Source organism: Microbacterium daqui (assembly GCF_050408675.1).
Taxonomy (GTDB): Bacteria; Actinomycetota; Actinomycetes; order Actinomycetales; family Microbacteriaceae; genus Microbacterium.
Genome location: NZ_JBNTKF010000042.1, coordinates 1 through 1,794, shown reverse-complemented (window position 1 = coordinate 1,794; position 1,794 = coordinate 1). Strand labels below are relative to the sequence as shown.

2 protein-coding genes and 2 pseudogenes are annotated in these 1,794 nt (G+C 65.0%); all 4 read left to right on the top strand.

Annotation, left to right across the window (positions count from 1 at the left end):
• Window positions 1-129 (top strand): annotated as a pseudogene (locus ACQUSY_RS13320) (IS481 family transposase); the annotation flags it as partial.
• Window positions 126-752: pseudogene (locus ACQUSY_RS13315) on the top strand (sensor histidine kinase); the annotation flags it as partial. The pseudogenes ACQUSY_RS13320 and ACQUSY_RS13315, both read left to right, overlap by 4 nt.
• A gap of 118 nt (window positions 753-870) precedes the next feature.
• The gene (locus tag ACQUSY_RS13310; protein WP_428904923.1) at window positions 871-1,107 is read left to right on the top strand and encodes a hypothetical protein; all 237 of its coding nucleotides are present in this window, start codon (window positions 871-873) and stop codon (window positions 1,105-1,107) included.
• Window positions 1,108-1,126: 19 nt separating this feature from the next.
• Window positions 1,127-1,693 carry a LytR/AlgR family response regulator transcription factor gene (locus ACQUSY_RS13305; RefSeq protein WP_428904922.1) on the top strand — a complete coding sequence of 189 codons (567 nt, stop codon included), beginning with the start codon at window positions 1,127-1,129 and terminating at the stop codon, window positions 1,691-1,693.
• Window positions 1,694-1,794: the final 101 nt, after the last annotated feature.

Sequence of the window (1,794 nt, the reverse complement as noted above, 5' to 3'; positions counted from 1 at the left end):
GGATCAGAATCCGAACGCCGAGCCGCGCTACCCGCCTGGCTACACACCTACAATCATCACAGGCACCACTCCGCAGTCGGAGCCGCACCCATCAGCAGACTCAACAACCTGCCTGGACATCACACCTAGCCGAAGCCGAGCTGCGGGCGCTGCGGGCCCAAATCAGCCCGCACTTTATCTACAACGCACTCACCGCGATCGCGTCATTCACCACGACCGACCCAGCACGGGCGCGCGAACTCGTGCTGACGTTTGCTGACTTCACGCGGTATTCGTTTCGGCGGCACGGCGAGTTCACGACGCTGGCCGAGGAGTTGCAGGCGATCCACTCGTACCTCGAGATTGAGCGGGCGCGCTTTGGTGATCGACTGAGCGTGCGCCTGCGCATTTCGCCCGAGACGCTGACGACGGTCATTCCGTACCTGTCGGTACAGCCGCTCGTCGAGAACGCGGTCAAGCACGGGCTCGAGCCCGACATCGACGGTGGGCTCGTGACGATTGCGAGTGTTGACGATGGCACGCACACCGAAATCACCGTCGAAGACAACGGCGTCGGCATGGCTCCCGACCGCGCGAAGGCACTACTCGATGCGCGGGCAACGAGCGACCACGTGGGTCTGCGCAACGTCGACCGCCGCTTGCGTCAACTGTACGGCGACGACGCAGGCCTCGTGATTGAGACCAACGAGGGGGCCGGAACCATGGTGCGGGTGCGCGTACCGAAGTCACAGCCCGATCACGCGACGCCGTAGCGTCGGTAGGCGGTGCCCGGTTGCCTAGGAGAGGGCGGTATGGATTTTGGAACCAGGCCCGCGCGGATGGGGAAGCCGGGGCTGTGTGAGTGTCGGCAGCGGGGCGTAGAGTGTCGCCGTGGCAGTGCAGCTGACGAAAGATGAGGCTCGGCGCCTTGCCGTGCGCGCACAGGGGCCATTGGCTGCGCCGGGCATTCCTGACACGGCGGCGGTCGCCCACCGCTCGGAGTCGGGCTGGTACGGACCCAACCAGGTGCCGCGCATGCTGGAGGTTTTGCAGCGGGCGGGTGAAGCTCGCCGATTGGCTCGGTGCCGAGGTGCGCGGGCTGGAGTGACCGGCGGGCGGGTACCCTGAGACGTGCGCGATGGCGCGCATGACACGAAACGATGGCATGACAGTCGACATTCTGATCGCCGATGATGAGGCACCCGCACTGAACGAGCTCACCGCTCTGCTGCGCGCTGACGCACGCGTGGGTGAAATCTACCGAGTCTCCTCGGGCGCTGATGCGCTGCGTGTTCTCAGTGCGACATCGGTCGGCGTGGTGTTTCTCGACATTCACATGCCCGGTCTCAGCGGCCTCGATCTTGCCCGTGCCCTGCAGCAGTTTCAGCAGCGTCCCGCCGTCATCTTCGTCATGGCTGATGACTCGCGTGCCGTCGACGCGTTTGACGTTGCGGCCGTTGACTACGTGCTGAAGCCGGTGCGGCTCGAGCGACTCACGGTCGCGCTCGGCCGCGCGATCGATGCGAATCTTGCTGGCTCTCCCGCCGTGTCCGACGAAAAGATTCCCGTCACCGTTGGTTCCGAAACCCGCATCATTCGCCGCGCCGACGTGCGCTGGGTGCATGCCCAGGGCGACTATTCGCGGCTGTGGACGACGACCGGCAGCCACCTCGTTCGCACCCCGATTTCTGGCTCTTCACGAACGAGGGTGTAGTGGGTTGAGCGCGTCGCTGGCTGGGTAGGGGTCGAGGTCTCCCGGAGGATGGAAGTTCTTCACGCTCACCATCCCGAAAGACCTCGACGTGCTCCACCCTA

Bases quoted from the DNA above. Each gene is read 5' to 3' on its own strand.
- ACQUSY_RS13305 (WP_428904922.1), top strand. From the start codon at position 1,127: ATGACACGAAACGATGGCATGACAGTCGACATTCTGATCGCCGATGAT.